This window comes from Buchnera aphidicola (Macrosiphum euphorbiae) (assembly GCF_005237295.1).
Taxonomy (GTDB): Bacteria; Pseudomonadota; Gammaproteobacteria; order Enterobacterales; family Enterobacteriaceae; genus Buchnera; species Buchnera aphidicola_AP.
This window is the reverse complement of sequence record NZ_CP033006.1, coordinates 286,577-304,096: the sequence shown is the minus strand read 5'-3', so window position 1 is coordinate 304,096 and position 17,520 is coordinate 286,577. Positions and strand designations below refer to the sequence as shown.

General features: G+C 24.4%; 17 protein-coding genes. 6 read left to right on the top strand and 11 right to left on the bottom strand.

Annotation, left to right across the window (positions count from 1 at the left end):
* Positions 1 to 77 precede the first annotated feature (77 nt).
* The 5 genes from D9V71_RS01400 (at position 78) to D9V71_RS01380 (ending at position 4,462) form a co-directional block, all read left to right on the top strand.
* Entirely contained in the window at positions 78 to 821 is a 744-nt protein-coding gene (locus D9V71_RS01400; RefSeq protein ID WP_158340600.1) for a YciC family protein, read from the top strand.
* 28 nt (positions 822 to 849) lie between these two features.
* The gene (locus D9V71_RS01395; RefSeq protein ID WP_158340599.1) at positions 850 to 1,383 is read left to right on the top strand and encodes a septation protein A; all 534 of its coding nucleotides are present in this window, start codon (positions 850 to 852) and stop codon (positions 1,381 to 1,383) included.
* Positions 1,384 to 1,421: 38 nt separating this feature from the next.
* Positions 1,422 to 1,829: an acyl-CoA thioester hydrolase YciA gene (gene yciA / locus D9V71_RS01390; RefSeq protein ID WP_158340598.1), complete on the top strand. Its 408-nt coding sequence runs from the start codon at positions 1,422 to 1,424 to the stop codon at positions 1,827 to 1,829.
* Positions 1,830 to 2,248: 419 nt separating this feature from the next.
* A complete protein-coding gene (gene cls, locus D9V71_RS01385) occupies positions 2,249 to 3,709 on the top strand; it encodes a cardiolipin synthase (protein ID WP_158340597.1) in 1,461 nt (486 codons plus the stop codon).
* Between the two features lie 345 nt (positions 3,710 to 4,054).
* Positions 4,055 to 4,462 (top strand): H-NS family nucleoid-associated regulatory protein, encoded by a 408-nt coding sequence (locus tag D9V71_RS01380; protein ID WP_158340596.1) that lies wholly within the window; start codon positions 4,055 to 4,057, stop codon positions 4,460 to 4,462.
* 98 nt (positions 4,463 to 4,560) lie between these two features.
* On the opposite strand, the gene ribA is transcribed toward D9V71_RS01380, so the two are convergent.
* The 11 genes from ribA to mnmA form a co-directional block, all read right to left on the bottom strand.
* Positions 4,561 to 5,145 carry a GTP cyclohydrolase II gene (gene ribA, locus D9V71_RS01375; protein ID WP_158340595.1) on the bottom strand — a complete coding sequence of 195 codons (585 nt, stop codon included), beginning with the start codon at positions 5,143 to 5,145 and terminating at the stop codon, positions 4,561 to 4,563.
* A gap of 63 nt (positions 5,146 to 5,208) precedes the next feature.
* Complete coding sequence (gene pyrF, locus D9V71_RS01370) at positions 5,209 to 5,919, bottom strand: orotidine-5'-phosphate decarboxylase (RefSeq protein WP_158340594.1); 711 nt, start codon at positions 5,917 to 5,919, stop codon at positions 5,209 to 5,211.
* A gap of 124 nt (positions 5,920 to 6,043) precedes the next feature.
* Positions 6,044 to 6,997, bottom strand: coding sequence for a lipoyl synthase (lipA, locus tag D9V71_RS01365; protein WP_158340593.1), 954 nt, complete (start codon positions 6,995 to 6,997; stop codon positions 6,044 to 6,046).
* A 144-nt stretch (positions 6,998 to 7,141) separates the two neighbouring features.
* Positions 7,142 to 7,777, bottom strand: coding sequence for a lipoyl(octanoyl) transferase LipB (gene lipB / locus D9V71_RS01360; protein WP_158340592.1), 636 nt, complete (start codon positions 7,775 to 7,777; stop codon positions 7,142 to 7,144).
* Between the two features lie 37 nt (positions 7,778 to 7,814).
* Complete coding sequence (locus tag D9V71_RS01355; RefSeq protein ID WP_158340591.1) at positions 7,815 to 8,462, bottom strand: YchE family NAAT transporter; 648 nt, start codon at positions 8,460 to 8,462, stop codon at positions 7,815 to 7,817.
* 110 nt (positions 8,463 to 8,572) lie between these two features.
* On the bottom strand, positions 8,573 to 10,522 hold the full coding sequence (gene rnb / locus D9V71_RS01350; protein WP_158340590.1) for an exoribonuclease II: 1,950 nt from the start codon (positions 10,520 to 10,522) through the stop codon (positions 8,573 to 8,575).
* A gap of 177 nt (positions 10,523 to 10,699) precedes the next feature.
* A complete protein-coding gene (locus tag D9V71_RS01345) occupies positions 10,700 to 11,482 on the bottom strand; it encodes an enoyl-ACP reductase FabI (protein WP_158340589.1) in 783 nt (260 codons plus the stop codon).
* Positions 11,483 to 11,591: 109 nt separating this feature from the next.
* Complete coding sequence (locus D9V71_RS01340) at positions 11,592 to 12,182, bottom strand: transglycosylase SLT domain-containing protein (RefSeq protein ID WP_167553833.1); 591 nt, start codon at positions 12,180 to 12,182, stop codon at positions 11,592 to 11,594.
* A gap of 100 nt (positions 12,183 to 12,282) precedes the next feature.
* A complete protein-coding gene (purB, locus tag D9V71_RS01335; RefSeq protein ID WP_158340588.1) occupies positions 12,283 to 13,656 on the bottom strand; it encodes an adenylosuccinate lyase in 1,374 nt (457 codons plus the stop codon).
* A gap of 37 nt (positions 13,657 to 13,693) precedes the next feature.
* Positions 13,694 to 14,221: a DUF489 family protein gene (locus D9V71_RS01330; protein ID WP_244278923.1), complete on the bottom strand. Its 528-nt coding sequence runs from the start codon at positions 14,219 to 14,221 to the stop codon at positions 13,694 to 13,696.
* 156 nt (positions 14,222 to 14,377) lie between these two features.
* Entirely contained in the window at positions 14,378 to 15,484 is a 1,107-nt protein-coding gene (gene mnmA, locus D9V71_RS01325) for a tRNA 2-thiouridine(34) synthase MnmA (RefSeq protein WP_158340587.1), read from the bottom strand.
* A 235-nt stretch (positions 15,485 to 15,719) separates the two neighbouring features.
* Between mnmA and lepA the strand changes: the two genes are divergently transcribed.
* A complete protein-coding gene (lepA, locus tag D9V71_RS01320; protein ID WP_158340586.1) occupies positions 15,720 to 17,513 on the top strand; it encodes a translation elongation factor 4 in 1,794 nt (597 codons plus the stop codon).
* The last annotated feature ends 7 nt before the right edge of the window (positions 17,514 to 17,520 follow it).

The window sequence follows — 17,520 nt, the reverse complement described above, 5'->3', positions numbered from 1 at the left end:
TTTTAAAAAAAACGTGATCGTTTCAAATAATATGTATAATCTTCAATTTATATAAAGTATTTATAAGGAATATACATATGCTAATTACAGCAAGTAAATTACGTCATGATACGCGTCATTTTTTTTCTAAACAAATAGGAATTATTTTTTTTATATCTGCATTGGTTGCTTGTATTAATATATTAATAGATTTTTTTGTTAAACCAGATATGCATATTATATCTATAATAAAAAATAATCAATTTACTCGTTTTAGCTCATTTTTAGAATTAATGAATAATATGACTTTCGAAGATAAAAATGAATTATTGAAATATTTCATTTTTAAAAGTATAGAGTCATTAATAAGTAAAACAATATTATTAGGTAGTATTATAACTTTAATTTCTGTTTTATCTAAAAATAAGAAAGAATCAATTATATCATCAATCGGTTCTCTTTTTTCATTTTTGCCAAGTTTATTTATATTAAATTTTTTAACTACTTTTATTATACAAATGGGTTATATGTTTTTAATTATCCCTGGAATATTATTATCAATAATACTATCATTATCACCTATTATTTTCTCTTTTAAACAACACGGATTAATTGATTCTATACGTCTTAGTATATATATTTCCTGGAAATATATAAGAATAATAGAACCAGTTGTTTTGTTTTGGATTTGTAGTAAATTTCTTTTAACAATATTAGTAACTAATATACATTTTATTAATAATAATATTTTATTTTTAATATCAAATATTAGTATGAATATGTTATTTTCTATTTTGATTATATACTTATTTCGTTTTTATATGATTTTTTTACGTTCTTAAAAATTTAAAGATTATCTAGGTTTATATTATGAAACAAATATTAAATATATTACCAATGCTTACTTTCTTCATATTTTATAAGTTTTATGATATTTTTATAGCCTCTGGTTCTTTAATTGTTATATCAGGATTGATATGTATACTTCATTGGATTTTTTATAATGAAATAGATAAAATTAGTTTATTTAGTTTTTTTGTTATTGCTTTTTTTGGATCACTTACAATATTTTTTCATAATAGTCAATTTATTAAATGGAAAATAACAATTATTTATGCGATTTTCTCTATAATACTATTCATTAGTCAGTTTTTTACAAAAAAACCAATGATACAAAGACTTTTAGAAAAAGATATAAAAATATCTAATATTTATTGGCATAAAATCAATTTTTTATGGTCTTTATTTTTTTTGTTTTGTGCAATTTTAAATATTTATATAGCATTTTATTTTTCAGAAACAACATGGGTTAACTTTAAAGTTTTCGGTTTCACATCTCTAACATTTTTTCTAATTTTAATGACTAGTATTTATATAAATTACAAAGCATCAAAAAATAAATAATTTTTTTACAACATAATAATAGAGTGAAATTTTTAATAATGTCAGAAAAAAATAAATTACCAAATGGAACAATATCATTAAAAACGCTTTCTATGCCTTCAGATACTAATGCTAATGGTGATATTTTTGGTGGATGGATTATGTCTCAAATGGATATGGGTGGAGCAATATTAGCAAAAGAAATTGCAGGTGGAAAAGTTGCAACTGTACGAGTTGATGGAATTAATTTCATGAAATCTATATCAGTTGGTGATATTGTTAATTGCTATACGAATTGTATTAAAATTGGTAAAAGTTCTATTAAAATTAATATAGAAATATGGATTAAAAAGATTTATTCTCAACCATTGGGTCAATATTATTGTGCTGCAGAAGGAATATTTGTTTATGTGGCTATTGATAAAACAGGAAAACCTCGTGAATTATTACCTATGAGTATTATTTAAATAAATACATTAATTAAATTTTATATGTTAATTATTAATTATAAAAAATATATTTATATTATTGTAATAATTTTATATTTTCTTGAAAAATTTATAGAAAAATATATACTTCTAAAAAATTTTTTTAATTTTTATAAAAAATATTTTCAAAGTACTGTGTTCAACACTTGATGAAAATAATTAGACTCTTATCTATTTTAAAAGTACTTTTTTTAAAAGTGTTGAACAAATATAGTTTTATATAATTTTTTTCTATTGACTTCAACAATAAAATTACTTTTTAAAATACTAACAAATAATTTTTTAGTATGAATATCTTGCTAATTTAAGTATTAAATATGCTTTTTTTTGAAAAAATAGAAAAATATTTAATTAAATATATGACCTTTTGACAAAATCATGAATAGGACCTTCAATGGATGGATATTTTCTATAATTTAATCAAATGTCTAATTTTTTTAATATACTGGTTATTAATTGCTAATATTACCTTTCGAGTTTTAATTAAACGTCGCAATATACCCTCTTCTATGTCTTGGCTTTTAACAATTTATATTATTCCGTTTATTGGACTTTCAATTTGGTTTTTTTTTGGTGAACTATATTTAGGAAAAAGACAAAAAAAAATTGCAAATAGAATATGGTCTATTTCTAATAAATGGCTTAATGAATTGAAATCTTGCAAATATATTTTTCAAATTAAAAATAGTGACGTAGCTAATTCGATATTTCAATTATGTAAACATAGGCAAGGTTTATCTGGTATTAAAAGTAATAAAATTAAACTTCTCACTAATACTAAAAAAATTATGCAAATATTAATACGTGATATTTACTTGGCACGTAAAAATATTGAAATAGTATTTTATATTTGGAAACCAGGTGGAATAGCAGATGATGTAGCAATAGCTCTCATTGATTCTGCAAAACGAGGTATACACTGTAGATTAATGCTCGATTCAGCAGGAAGTATTGAATTTTTTCAGAGTCCCTGGGTCGAAATAATGCGTAAATCTGGTATTCAAGTGGTAGAAGCTCTAAAAGTCAATTTATTACGAGTTTTTTTAAGACGTATTGATGTTAGACAACATAGAAAAATTGTACTGATTGATAATTATATTGCATATTCCGGTAGTATGAATCTTGTTGATCCTTATTTATTTAAAAAATCTTCTGGTATTGGTCAATGGATTGATTTAATGACAAGAATAGAAGGACCTATAGCTACAACAATGGGAATAATTTATTCATGCGATTGGGAAATTGAAACAGGTTTAAAAATTTTACCTCAACTACCTAATGAAAAAATTATAGAGAAAACATCTAAGAATAATTCTAGTATTCAAGTAATTGCATCTGGACCTGGTTTTCCAGAAAATATGATTCATCAAGCATTATTAACAGCCATTTACTCAGCTAAACATGAATTGATTATGACAACTCCTTATTTAGTTCCTAGTGAAGATTTGTTACAAGCTATTTGTACTGCTGCTCAAAGAGGAGTTGAAGTTAGTATTATTATACCTTTATATCATGATTCTATTTTAGTAAAGTGGGCAAGCAGAGTATTTTTTAGTGAACTATTAGAAGCTGGTGTAAAAATTTACCAATTTCAAAAAGGACTTTTACATAGTAAAAGTATATTAGTAGATCAACAATTAAGTTTAATTGGAACTGTAAATTTAGATATGCGAAGTCTTTGGTTAAATTTTGAAATTACCTTAGTGATTGATGATAGTGATTTTGGACAGAATTTATTTTGTATACAAAATAAATATATTTCTGATTCTAAATTAATAGATAAAAAAGTTTGGTCTATGCGTGCATATTGGACAAGAATTCTTGAAAAAATCTTTTATTTTTTAAGTCCATTGCTATAACGGTCATACTTACTCAATATTTTTTATAAATAATCAATTTTAATAAATATATATTTATATTTCATGGGAATCATTTTATTGTACCGATGATAAAACCATGTTATATATTTATATACAAATTTAAAATATTGTTTAATTTTTAAACATTATAAAATTAAAAAAAAATAAATATTTTCTATAAAAAAATCATAGAAATTTTAACTAATTTAAAAACATATTTTTAAAAAATCTTCATTTTTTTAATAAATAAGTTCTTTTTTATTAAAATTATTAATTTCTCATTTTTGATATTGATTGTTAAGTAAAAACATTTTTATCTTAAACTGATATTATGAGAACATACTAATGAATGAAATACTAAAAATTCTAAATAATATTCGTACACTTCGTGTACATTCGCGAGAATGTTCTTTAGAAATTCTAGAAGAAATATTGGAAAAATTTAAAATTGTTGTTGATGAACGAAAAAAAGAAGAAAAAAAAATACAAGAAGAAATAGAAAAGAGGACAATAAAATTAAAAAAATATAGAGAAATGTTAATTGCTGATGGTATAAATCCTAATGAATTACTAACAAAAAGCAACTCTATTAAATCATCAGAAAAACGTAAAAGACCTAAAAGACCAGCAAAATATAAATATATTAATAAGAATGGAGATTTCAAAACATGGACTGGTCAAGGACGAACTCCATCAGTAATTAAAAATGCTATTTTAAATCATAAAAAAATATTAGAAGATTTTTTATTATAATTCTTATCCGGGGGTTCATCAAAAAAACCCCTAATATTTAAATCATAAAGTTTTTTTAAATAATGAAAACTATTCCATATTGAAAAAATTAATCATGTTTATTCAAATAATAAATGACCCATTTTTTTAGCTTTGGTTTTTAAATAATAAGCATTTTTAGGATTTTTTTCTGTAATAAGAGGAACACGTTCTACAATATTTATACCAGCATTACTGAGCATCTGTACTTTAAATGGATTATTTGTTAATAAACGAATTTTTTTAATTTTTAATATGTTAAATATGTCAGCGCATAATGAAAAATCTCTTTCATCTGCTGAGAAACCAAGTTTTTGATTAGCTTGTACAGTATCTAATCCTCTATCTTGTAAAGCATATGCTTTAATTTTGTTAAGAAGACCAATATTTCTACCCTCTTGACGATGATAAATTAATACACCACTTCCTTCTTGAGAAATTCTTTCCATAGACATTTCTAATTGGCTACCACAGTCACATCGTAAACTAAATAAAGCATCTCCTGTTAGACATTCCGAATGAACTCTAGAAAGAGTAGGAGTATTTTTTTTTATATCACCATATACAAGAGCAACATGATTTTTTCCATTTTTCTTTTCTTCAAAACCAAATATGAAAAAATCTCCCCAATGAGTAGGTAATATAGCTTTTTCTATTAATTGCATAAATGCTCCTAATTCAGGATTAAAACAAATATTTTATAATATTTTTATATTTTTGATTTTGATTTATTGCATAGATTTTATTATTAGATCTAATTTTTTAATTGGATTTTTTGACATAGTAATAGAACGTCCTATTACTATATAATCTATTTTGCATTCTTTTGCTTCTTTAGGAGTAATGATGTTATTTTGATCATATAGTAAATCTTTAGAAATTCTAATACCAGGTGTAATAATTTTATATTTGTTACCAAATAAAAACTTAATTTTCTTTGCTTCTTTTCCTGGACATACAATACCATCTAAACCACAATCGTTAGATAATTTTGATAATTTTAAGATATATTCTGTTAATGAAATTTGAATGCCAACTTCTTGTAATTCTTCTTCTTTTAAACTTGTTAATGCTGTTACAGCTATTAATAAAGGAGCTGTTTTAAACGATTTTAATGCTTTTTTTGCAGAAATTAACATTTTTTTGCCACCAGCAGCATGAACACTTAACATCCATATTCCTAAGTCTGCAGCTGCTTTTGTGGCGTTAAATACAGTATTTGGGATGTCATGAAATTTTAAGTCAAGAAATATATTAAATCCCAGTTGATGTAATTCTTTTATAAATTTGCAACCTAAAATTGTAAACATTTCTTTACCAATTTTTAAATAATAAATTGATGGATTAAGAAGATTTACTAACTTCATAGCTGATTTTTTATTACAAAAATCTAATGCAATAATGATTTTGGGTATTTTAAATAAATTAGGATTCAACACTATGTAACCTCTAGTATAAATAATATATATCGATAAAAAAAATATTATTTCCTATGTATTTTTAATATAAAACTTGTTAGTTATGTGACATATAAACATTAATTTTTAAATGCTTTCAATATTATTATTTCTTCATAGGTAAATGCGATTGAGCACTAGCATGATATGATGAACGAACAAAAGGACCACAAAAAGCGTTGGTAAAACCAATAGATAAAGCTTCTTTTTTTAGGCTTTCGAATTCGGAAATTGATATATAACGTTTTACTGGTAGATGATACATACTAGGTTGCAAATATTGGCCTATTGTCAATAATGTAACACCGCTTGAATAAAGATCTTTCATAACTTGAATAATTTCTATATCTTTTTCTCCAATACCTAGCATTAAACCTGATTTTGTTGGGATATTAAAATATTTTTTTTTAAATGATTCTAACAGCAACAAAGATCTTTTGTAATTTGCTCCGGGACGAATTTTTTTGTACATTCTAGGAACATTTTCGATATTATGATTAAAAACATCAGGTAATGCGTTATTAAAAATATTCAAAATTAATTCTATCCTTCCTCGAAAATCAGGAACTAATATTTCAATTTTTACAGTATTTCTGTTTCGAATAGCTTGAATACAATTAACAAAATGTTGAGCACCTCCATCATATAAATCATCACGTACGACTGATGTAATTACCACATAGTTGATTCCCATGTCAAAAATAGTATCAGATAGTTTTTTAGGTTCTTCTATGTTTACAGGATTAGGTTTTCCATGAAAAACTGCACAAAAAGGACAATTTCGTGTACATGTGGATCCGAGAATCATAAATGTTGCAGTACCATTATTAAAACATTCTGATAAATTAGGACAGTGAGCTTCCTCACAAACAGAATGTAGATTATTTTTTCGTAAAGCATTTTTTATTTGATATATACGAGATGTATTAATAGGTATTTTGATTTTTATCCAATTAGGTTTTTTTAATTTCTCTGTAATGTTGCAATTTTTTTTAGTAGTAACAAAATTTAATTTTTCTGATGTCTTATTTTTTAATAAGACATCTTTATTTTTCTTCATGAAATTTATTATCTCGATGCAAAGCATTAAAATATATACTATATATACTATATATAGACTTAAAAAAAATAATTATTTAAGTCGAAGTTCAATATATGACATAAAATTTATAATTAATTAAAATTATTTAATTAATTTCTTATTTCAATCACTGTTTATCATAATAACTTTGAATAATTTAGATATTTGTTCGATTAAAATAATTTGCACATCTTTTAACTTAATCTTTGAATTAAAATTTTTTATTTGTGTCATTTTTATATTCATATCTCCACAAGGATAAATATAGTCAAACGGTTTTAAATTCATATCAATATTAAGTGCTAAACCGTGCAAAGTTGATCCTTTTTTTATTCGCAATCCTAAAGAACATATTTTTTCTTTATTTATATATACACCTGGTGATCTTTCTTTAATATATGCTTTAAGAGAAAAATTACTTAAAGTTTCTATTACTATTTTTTGCATTATATCTATTAATTGACGAATACTAATTTTTCGACGTTTTAAATCTATTAAAAAATATAATACTTGTTGTCCAGGTCCATGATATGTAATTTGACCACCTCTGTCAGTTTTTACTATCGGAATATCACTAGAGAAAATTATATTTTCTTTTTCCTTTAATTGTCCTTGAGTAAAAATTGGATGATGTTCCACGAACCAAATTTCATCAAATGTATAAACATTACGTAATTTTGTAAAATTGTTCATTTTTTTAATAGTTGTTAACCAATTTTCTAGTCCTAAATTACGAAAAAAGATAAATTTTTTTTGCAAGAATAATCCAGTAGAAATTTAAATGTAAAAAATTAGATTAATGTAATAATCCAGGGAAAATAGATTTTATACCAATAATAATAAATTCTATTCCGAGAGACATTAGCAATAAACCCATAATACGAGTAATAATATTAATTCCCATTTTCCCTAAAATTTGTACTACACATGGAGCAGCTTCAAAACATAACCAACAAACAAAAGAAAATAAAAAAATTACTAAACTACATAGGAATAAATTCATCCAACTTGAATAATAAGTACTCCAAACAATAGTAGAACTAATTGCTCCAGGACCAGCAATTAAAGGCATAGCTAAGGGCACAACACTGATATTATCCAGTTTATTTTCTTCTTTTTTATCTTTTGTTTTTTTTATTTTTTTAATAAATTGACCACTGATCATGGAAAAAGCTATGCTAATAATTAGTATCCCACCAGCAATTCGAAAGGAATTAATAGATATACCAAAAATATTTAAGATATCAGCACCAAAAAATAATGATATTAATAAAATTAATGATGCTGAAAAATTAGCTATTAAATTAGTCTTTTTTCTTTCTAAAAAGGACTGATTATTTGTCATAGTTGTAAAGATAGGAATCATTCCAATTGGATTAACTAAAGCACATAAACCTATAAAGAATTTTATATATATAGATAAATCAAAAATTGAAATGTTCATATTATATTCCTAAATTTATATTGAATTTTTATAACTTTTTTAAAATATTTTTATCGTAACTAATATGATTTGATATATTTTATATAAAATATAAAAAATTTATTTTTCATTTATTTTAATTTTGAAAGTTCAGGTTTGGCAATAATACTGCGTGTTTCTAGACGAATATCTGATAAGGTTACTTGAATTAAATCAGATATTTTATAACGTATAATATTATTAACAAATACCTTACCTGTTTCTTGATTAAAATTTAATTCTTCTCTAATAGGATGTATAAAAAGTCCAGGAATAAAAACATTAGCACCATTTTCTATTAATCGAGCTCTTATTCCATTTCTTGAAATATCAATTATTTCAGCATCAAATTTTTTATTTTTGTATTTTTTTTGTTGTAATAATATAGTATAAAGCCAATCTGAAATATCTCTTTCAGACATTCGATTACGTCGTCTTTGTTCACTTATTTTTAATTTAATGTCTTCAGTAGGTTTAATCGACGATTCTTTTTTTATAATAGATTTTAACAAACGATGATTAATCATGTCACTATATTTGCGAATAGGAGAAGTCCAGGTTGCATATTCTGAAAAACCAAGTGCGAAATGAGGTCCGGGTATGGTACTAAAATCTCCAAAAGATTGAAAACGACGAATACGACTATCAATATAATTGTTTGATAATATATTTAAAACACGTCTAAGATTACAAAAACCTTTTAAAGTAGTTATTTCTTCAGCACTAAATTTTAAATTATAACTTCTTAAAAAAGAAACTGCATTTTCAGCATTAACAGGATCAAAACCAGCATGTATATTATATATACCAAAACCAAGATTTTTAGATAAAAAATTAGCGGCAGATATATTTGCAAGTATCATGGATTCTTCGATAATTTTATGAGCAATACGTCTTTTTTCAACTAAAACATCTATAATATTTCCATTTTCAGATAAATGAAAACGATACTCTATGCTGTCTTTAAATAATACTGCATTGACTTTACGCCATTTCATACGTAATAAACATAAACGATGTAAAATTAATATCTGTTTTTCAATAGCTTTTGTCGGCGGTATCCATGAACCAGAATTTTCAATCCAATCTGAGACATGATCATAAGATAATTTTGATTTCGATTTTATCCATGCTAAAAAAAATTCAATCTTATCAGATATATTTCCATTTTTTAAAATAGTAATATTACATGCTAACACAGGACGACGTTTATTAGGATTCAATGAACATATATCTTCTGATAACTTTCGGGGTAACATGGGAATATTAAAACCCGGTAAATAATTTGTAAAAGCTCTTTTGGATGCTAAAATATCTAGTTTACTACCATATTGTATATAAGCTGTTGGGTCTGCAATGGCTACAGTTAAAGAAATGTCACCATTGGTTTTTTCATTAACAAAAATAGCATCATCAATATCTTTAGTGTTTATATTATCTATAGTTATAAAATCTAAATCTGTTAAATCTTTTCTATCATAATTTTCTTTTAATATAAGATCTTTTTCTTCTGCTAAAGGTTCTTTATTATCAAGATTATGACGTGCCAAAGTTACCCACCATGGTATTAATGGATCATCTTTTTTTGTAATTTTTTCAGTTAGTTCAGCACAAAAGATATAATCTCCTTTAAGTTTATGTTTTGTTAATCGAGCTATTGCCCAATCTCCATTCTGAAAAATATTAACACAATTTTTACTAGGTTGACATATTATAAGATCTTTTAAAAATGGATAATCTGGCATTATAAACAGTCTATTATCTTTTTTTTCTATCTTTCCAACAAACCTATTTAAAAAAGGTTCAAGTAATTTTTCAGGTTCAACTATTTCTCTATCTTTTTCTGTTTTTAGTAATGCAACTATCTTATCTCCATGCATAACTTTTTTCATGTTTTTTGGAGGTATAAAATAACTTCTTTGTACATCAATTTCTAAAAATCCAAATCCTCTTTCAGTGCTTTTTACTATGCCTTCAACACGTGGCGTTTTAGCATGTAGGTTTTTTTTTAACTGTGTAAGTAATGGATTATTTTGGAACATAATAATACAACCTAAGTAATAGTAAAAAATTAATAATTTTATAAATTTAAAAGTTAATTTAAATATATATAATTCATTTATAAAATATTGTAGATCATCATTTCTTTTAAGTATTTTTCTTAAATAAAAAATTATATTCTTATTTAAGAAAAATCCATTAAAATTTAAATGACGATATTATATTAGACCATTTATGCTGCTTATGTTAAATCCATTATCAACATAAATAACTGAACCTGTAATGCCTAAAGACAAATCTGATAATAAAAAAGATGCCGTATTACCTATATTTTCACTAGTAATGGAATTTTTTAAAAATGAAGATGAATTAGAATAATTTTGTATTTTATTAAAATTTTTAATTTTATAAGAAGAAATAGTTCTAATGGGACCAGATGAAATGGCATTAACTCGAGTGTTTTCTTTTCCTAATGAATAAGCCATATAACGAACGTTTGCTTCTAATGATGCTTTAGCTAGACCCATAAGATTATAATTTGGCACTACACGTTGTGCACCTAAATACGATAAAGTTAACAAAGAAGAAAAATTATTTAACATTTTTCTACATTCTTTGACTAATGCTAAAAAACTATAGGAACTAATTTCATGAGAAATATTAAATCCTTTTCTAGTAACATTGTTGATAAAATCCCCATTTAAATATTCCTTGGGACAATACGCAACAGCATGAACTAATCCATCAAATCTTTTCCATACTTGTTTTAAATCCATAAATAGTTTTTTAATGTTCTCATCATTAGAAACATCGCAAGATAATACAATAGAAGATTTCATTGATTCTGCTAAAATTTTTATTTTTTTTCTTATTTTTTCATTTTGACATACAAATCCTAATTCTGCTTTTTGTCTATATAAAGATTTAGCTATACCAAAAGAAATTGATCTTACACTTGAAATCCCAATTATTAAAATTTTTTTACCTTTTAAAAATCCCATTTTTACATCTCGAAATATATTATTAATATAAGTCTTTTAATTTTTTATATTATTAATTGTAAATTTAAAAAAATATTTTATATTAGTTCGTAAATCATGATTACTTTCATTAAATAACGAAAAGCTTGCATCGCTGGATGTTTTTTTTTATGTGTGCACAAAAAGATTTTGTTGTCATAGTATTGATGATATTTATTGCTTCTTTTCTATTTTTAGAAAACGTTTTAAGAAGTGCACTGTTTCCATTCACATATGAAACAATAGTAGCATATCTCATTACATCTTTGTTTTTTATACTAATTAATTTTTTTTGTAAAAAACTAATATAGGCAGTTCCTATATCAATATTTATTTGTGGGTTGTATAATGCTTTAATCGAAGGCTGACCTGTTTTTCCATTTAATCGATATACTTCTGCTCCGGCTGAAGAAGGTTTTATTTGCATTAATCCGATAGCATTAGATTTACTTTTAGCATAAGGATTTCCAGAAGACTCCGCATAAATAATGGACTTAATTAATTTTTCATCTACTTTATATTGATGTGCAGCAATTTGAATAATATTATTCCAATTTTTTAAAGTATTTTCTATTCTATTTTTATTTAAAAAATAATTTATTTTTGAATCTTGTTTAATATTCAAAAACTGATTATATCCAGTCAATAATAGCATAGTAATAATTATAATGCCTAATGTCATATAAAAAATCTCCTTAATTTTTTGAATATCTTAAATGATCGTAAAAATATATGTAATTTTTATTACAATAAAACAATAACATATATTATAAAGTTATTATTTATTCTATTTCATTTATCATTTGAGTAGCTCCACCAATATAGTTAGAAGGAGTAAAATCTTTTAGACGTTTTTTTTCTTCTTCTGGAATATTTAAACTAGAAATAAAAATATGTATAATATCTTTATTAATTTTCTTTCCACGAGTTAATTTTTTTAATTTTTCATATCCATTTTTAATTCCATAACGACGCATAACAGTTTGAATAGGTTCAGATAAAACAGACCAATTCTTATCTAAATTTTTGAATAATTGAGATTCATTAATCTCCAATTTATCGATTCCTGATAGTACAGAATAATATGAAATAATTGAATAAGAAATAGCTACACCTAAATTTCGCAATACTGTAGAATCACTTAAATCCCGCTGCCATCTAGAAATAGGAAGCTTTGTTATCATGTGATTCATTAGAGAATTAGATAGTCCTAAATTACCTTCAGAATTTTCAAAATCAATTGGATTAATTTTATGTGGCATTATTGAAGAACCTATTTCACAATCTATTAATTTTTGTTTAAAATAATTAAGAGAAATATAACCCCACATATCACGATTAAAATCAATTAAAATAGTATTAAAAAGTGACATGCAACTAAAAAATTCTGCAAGGTAATCATGTGGCTCAATTTGTGTAGTATATGGGTTCCAATTAATGCCAAATGATGTTACAAACTCCTCGCTTATTTTATGCCAATTAATTTCAGGATATGCTGCTAAATATGCATTATAATTGCCAGTACTACCATTAATTTTTCCTAATATTTCTATTTTTTTAAGTTTTACATACTGACGTTTCATTCGATAATAAAAATTAGCAATTTCTTTACCCATAGTTGACGGAGTGGCCGGTTGTCCATGAGTCATGGATAACAAAGGATTTTTTTTATATTTAAAAACCATTTTTTTTAAGACGCTTATAATTTTATCCCATAATGGTAAAATCACTTGATCACGAGCATCTTTCATCATTAACGCGTATGCTATATTATTAATATCTTCTGAAGTGCATCCAAAATGTACAAATTCTGAAATAGACGAAAGATTTTTAGATTTATTAGAAATCTTACTTTTTAAAAAATATTCTAAAGCTTTGACATCATGATTAGTTTTTTTTTCTATATTCTTAATGAAGATTGCATCTGCTTCATTAAATTTTTTAACAATATTATCAAGAAATAATATTTCTTTATTTTTAATATCATGAATTTCTAATTTTTGAGACATGCTAATTATTTTTTTTAGCCATTGAATTTCAATATTAACACGATATTTTAAAAACCCAAATTCGCTAAAAATATTTCTTAATAATATTGTTAAATTGCTGTATCGACCATCAATAGGAGAAATAGCTGTTAATGAAGTTAATTCCATATCTTGCATCCTGATTTTTGACACTTTAAAAGAAGAATTAAGTAATATCTCTTAAATCATATAATATTTTTTTTATTTTTTTAATGATAAAACATCTAAAATATATTAATTGTAATTGATTACCGCCATATTGTTTCCACAAAACTATAGAACGTATACCTGAAAATAACAAACATCGAATTTTTTCTTGTATTTGAAGATCCTGCAAAAAATTTTTTACTCCCTTTACTAAAATACGAGAACCTAACGAACTAATAATTTCAAGATATAGATTTGCTAGTTTACTAGTTAAATTTTTTATATTATAATTTAAATAATATTCACCCGATATAACTGCTATTTTATTTCTTAAAGAATAAATTGCCATACGATTATTTTTTAATTTTCTTTCAATAGTTATCATGTTTAAAATATATTTAATTAATTCACAATAAGAATAGGAAAAACTAGAAAAAGTTAAAGTTGATAATAGTATTTTTAATCCTATTACTAAGTTTTTTTCATGATTTCCATATATTGTAATTACAGAAGTAGGATTAATTTCTAAAATACTTTTTAAGCATATACTAAATGCATTACTATCACACTTTCCTGAATGAGCTAATTGCTGAACTAAATTGCTGAACTAAATGAGCTGATTGAAATATGCCTGCAAGTGATAACGTAATTAAGTCCATTTTTTTTGTCAAAATTATCTCCTTACTTTTTAAAATAATTAAAATTACAATAATGGCAATCTAGATACAATAATCCCACCACCTATACATATTTCTGATAAATAAAAAACTATTGATTGACCAGGTGTGACTGCAATAACAGGTGAATCAAATAATATTCGTATATATCTATTGTTTATATATTCTATTTTACATATAATATCTTTTTGACGATATCTTATTTTTGCCATACAAGAGAAGGGAAAAGATATTTGATCATTATTAACCCAGTTGATATTTTTCGCAATTAAGCCTACAGACATAAGATGTTTATTATAAGAACCTTGAGCAACAATTAATATGTTTTTTTTAATATTTTTTTCTACAACATACCATGGCATATTGTATTTTCCTTTTATTCCACCAACTCCTAAACCTTGTCGTTGACCTAAAGTGTAATAAAAAACTCCGCAATGTTTTCCGATAACTTGTCCAGAGACTGTAACTATATCACCTTTTTTTTCAGGAAGATAAGAACTCAAAAAATTTTTTATTTTTTTTGGACCAATAAAACAAATACCAGTGGAATCTTTTTTTTCAGCAATTTTTAAATCTATTTTTTTAGCAATTTCTCTAACTTTATTTTTTTTTAAATGTCCAATAGGAAATAAAATTCTTTTTAGTTGAGTACTATTTAAGGTGTATAAAAAATAACTTTGATCTTTGTTAAGATCGATGCCTTTTAAAAGTAAATATTTTCTATTTATTTTTTTTATACGAGCATAATGTCCTGTTGCGATATAATCTGCTGCGAGTTCTTGAATTGAATAATTCAAAAACATATTGAACTTGATTTCTTTATTGCATAATATATCGGGATTTGGTGTTTTTCCTTTTTTATATTCAATCAAAAAATCTTTAAAAACATATTCCCAATATTCTGAAGAAAAATTTATTTTATGAAGATATATGTTTAATTTTTTACATACTTGTTCAGCATCAAACAAATCTTGAGTAGAATTACAATATCCTGATTTATCATCTTCTTCCCAATTCTTCATAAATAAACCTTCTACTTGATATTGTCTTTTCTTTAAAATCCATGCTGAAACCGATGAATCAACACCTCCGGACATAGCAATAATTACTTTTTTATTTTTTTTTATTTTCATAAAATCATATTATTTTTAATATCTTATTTCATATATTTTGTAACATATTTAATATTACATTATATATTATAAAAAAGAATAATAAATAAATTATGTTGTTATATTCGTAAAACATATTATGTTTAACTGGCCTTTATTTTAAATAAATTAATTTAATCAAAAATTTTACAAAAATAATAAAAAATATTTTTTACTGCATGTTAAAATATATAAAAAATAAACATGGTATAAAAACATGAAAAATATAAGAAATTTTTCTATTATAGCTCATATTGATCATGGAAAATCAACTTTATCTGATCGATTAATACAAATATGTGGTGGGTTATCTGAAAGAGAAATGTTTAATCAAGTATTAGATTCAATGGATTTAGAAAGAGAACGCGGTATTACTATTAAAGCTCAAAGTGTTATGATTGATTACAAAAATAAATTAGGTAATATTTTTAATTTAAATTTTATTGATACTCCAGGTCATGTAGATTTTTCTTATGAAGTATCTCGATCATTAGCTGCATGTGAAGGTGCACTATTAGTTGTAGATTCTACCCAAGGAGTCGAGGCACAAACTTTAGCTAATTGTTACAATGCATTAGAAATGAATTTAGAAATTGTTCCAGTATTAAATAAAATAGATCTTCCGAATTCGAACGTAGAAAAAGTAGCTAAAGAAATTGAAGATATTATAGGAATATCTGCATTAGATGCAATCAGATGTTCAGCTAAAACAGGCGAAGGTATTGAAGAACTTATAGAACGTATAATTACTGATATTCCTTCTCCTAATGGTTCAATAGATTCTCCACTTCAAGCTTTAATTATAGATTCATGGTTTGATAATTATCTAGGGGTAGTATCTTTAATCAGAATTAAAAATGGAATTATATTTGAAAAAGATAAAATTCAGGTAATGAGTACAGGAAAAAATTATATTGTTGATCAATTAGGAGTTTTTACTCCAAAAAAATTGAATAAAAGTCAATTAAAATGTGGTGAAGTAGGTTGGATTATTTGTGGCATAAAAAATATTGTTGCTGCTCCAGTTGGTGATACCTTAACGCACGCGAACAATCCAGCAAAAAAAACAGTAACAGGATTTAAAAAAATTAAACCTCAAATATATGCTGGTCTATTTCCTGTTACATCAGATCAATACGAAACGTTTAGAGATGCATTAGGCAAACTTAGTTTAAATGATTCTTCTTTATTTTATGAACCAGAAAATTCTACAGCTCTTGGTTTTGGATTTAGATGTGGATTTTTAGGTTTATTACACATGGAAATTATTCAAGCTCGTTTAGAAAGAGAATATTTTATTGATTTAATTTCAACAGCACCTACAGTAATTTATGAAATAGAATTAATTAATGGAAAAATAATTTATTTAGATACTCCTTCTAATTTTCCTAATATGAATGATATTAAAAAAATCAAAGAACCTATAGTAGAATGCAACATTCTATTACCCCCTCAATTTCTTGGTCCAGTCATCAAGTTATGTATAAAAAAAAGAGGTGTTCAAATTAATATGGTTTATCATACACATCAGGTATTATTAAAATACAATATACCCATGAATGAAGTAGTATTAAATTTTTTTGATGAATTAAAGTCTGTTTCTAGTGGATACGCTTCATTAGAATATGATTTTAAATTTTTTCAATCCGCTAAAATGGTGCGTATAGATATATTAATTAATTCAGAAAAAGTAGATGCATTGACAATGTTGTCTTATTATAAAAACGCACAATATCGTTCTCGTGAAATAGTTAATAAAATGAGAATGTTAATACCCCGACATCAATTTGATATTTCTATTCAAGCAATGATTAATAATTCCATTGTTGCACGTTCTACTATTAAACAATTAAGAAAAAATGTATTAGCAAAGTGCTATGGCGGTGATATCAGCAGAAAAAAGAAATTATTACAAAAACAAAAAGATGGAAAAAAAAGAATGAAAAAAATAGGTAATGTTAACATGCCTAAAACAGTATTTCTTTCAATTTTAAATACTAAAAAAAATTAATAAAAGG